Here is a 1252-nt window from a genome sequence, read left to right as displayed (position 1 = left end):
CCCTCAGCTCTCGCGCGGTTTGGCACGACGCTCCCGCAGCTCTCGCGCGGTTTGGCACGACTCTCCCGCAGCTCTCGCGCGGTTTGGCACGACGCTCCCGCAGCTCTCGCGCGGTTTGGCACGACGCTCCCTCGTCTGTCCGTTTCTGAAGATACGGGAGCGTCGTGGGTAGGGCGGCAGGATCTACGGGAGCGTCGTGGGTAGGGCGGCAGGATCTGCCGGAGCGTCGTCGGAATGGCGGCAGGATCTGCGGGAGGGTCGCCGGTGTTACCGGGCGTAGCGTTCCGCGAAATTGCGCAAGATGGCCATCGGCTCGGTGGCGTGGTGTTGCCGGGCCCGGACCATCAGTTCCTCGGCCGAGTCGGGCGGGAAGTAGCCCGCGTGCCGGTAGATGTCGATCCGCGTGACGAGGCCGTCGGCGTCGAGTTCGGGGTGGAACTGGGTGGCGTAGAGGTTGGAGCGGATCCGGAACATCTGCACCGGGCAGGTCGCGGAGCTTGCCAGCAGCACCGCGCCGCGGGGCAATACCGTGCAGGCCTCTTTATGGCCCACGAACGCCGTAAAGCTCTCCGGCAACCCCTGCAGCAGCGGATCCAGCAATCCCTCCGGTGTGAGGCTGATGGTCACACCGCCCAGCCCCTCGCCGTAGGTCCGGTCGATCACGGCGCCCTGGTGCAGGCCCAGGGTCCCGACGCCGTAGCAGGCGCCCAGGAACGGGAAGTCTTCGGCCACGATCCGGTCCAGCAGGGCGAAAAGTTCGCGCTCCACCCGGTGCTGGGCCTCGCTCTTGTGCTCCGCCGGGTCGCTGGAGGTGAAGGGGCTGCCGCCCACGATCACGCCGGAATAGCGCTCCAAGTCGAGCCGGGGCAGCGGGGCGGCTTCCATCCGGATCCGGTGCAACTGGGCCTCGGCGAGGCCGGTGTAACGCAGGTAGGCGAGGTATTCGTCGTCGGCGGCGGCGTCTTCGGCGCGGGAGGCGAGCAGCAGGAATGGCTTCACGTAACCAAGTCTGCCCCCGCCGTCCCGTTGCCGCTATTCGGCCGTCTCGCCGTCCTCGATCGTGGCGATGAGGGCGCCCGCGGCGACGGTCTCGCCGGCCGCGGCGGCGAGAGCGATCACGATTCCGGCGCGGTGCGCCGTGAGCGGCTGCTCCATTTTCATGGCTTCGAGCACGACGACAAGGTCACCCTCGGCCACGCGGTCGCCCTCGGCGACGGCGACCTTCACGATGGTGCCCTGCATGGGGGAGGTC

At 69.1% G+C, this 1252-nt stretch carries 2 protein-coding genes; both read right to left on the bottom strand.

All coding sequences use genetic code 11. The features are described from left to right. Positions 1-267: 267 nt before the first annotated feature. Positions 268-999 carry a glutamine amidotransferase gene (locus AB4Y86_RS19145; protein WP_441403703.1) on the bottom strand — a complete coding sequence of 244 codons (732 nt, stop codon included), beginning with the start codon at positions 997-999 and terminating at the stop codon, positions 268-270. A 33-nt stretch (positions 1000-1032) separates the two neighbouring features. After that, positions 1033-1252 (bottom strand): acetyl-CoA carboxylase biotin carboxyl carrier protein subunit (locus tag AB4Y86_RS19140; protein WP_441403702.1); only part of this gene is annotated, 220 nt, incomplete at its 5' end.

The sequence above is a fragment of the Arthrobacter sp. 2YAF22_2 genome (genome assembly GCF_052114645.1).
Taxonomy (GTDB): domain Bacteria; phylum Actinomycetota; class Actinomycetes; order Actinomycetales; family Micrococcaceae; genus Arthrobacter.
This window is presented reverse-complemented; position numbering and strand designations above follow the sequence as displayed.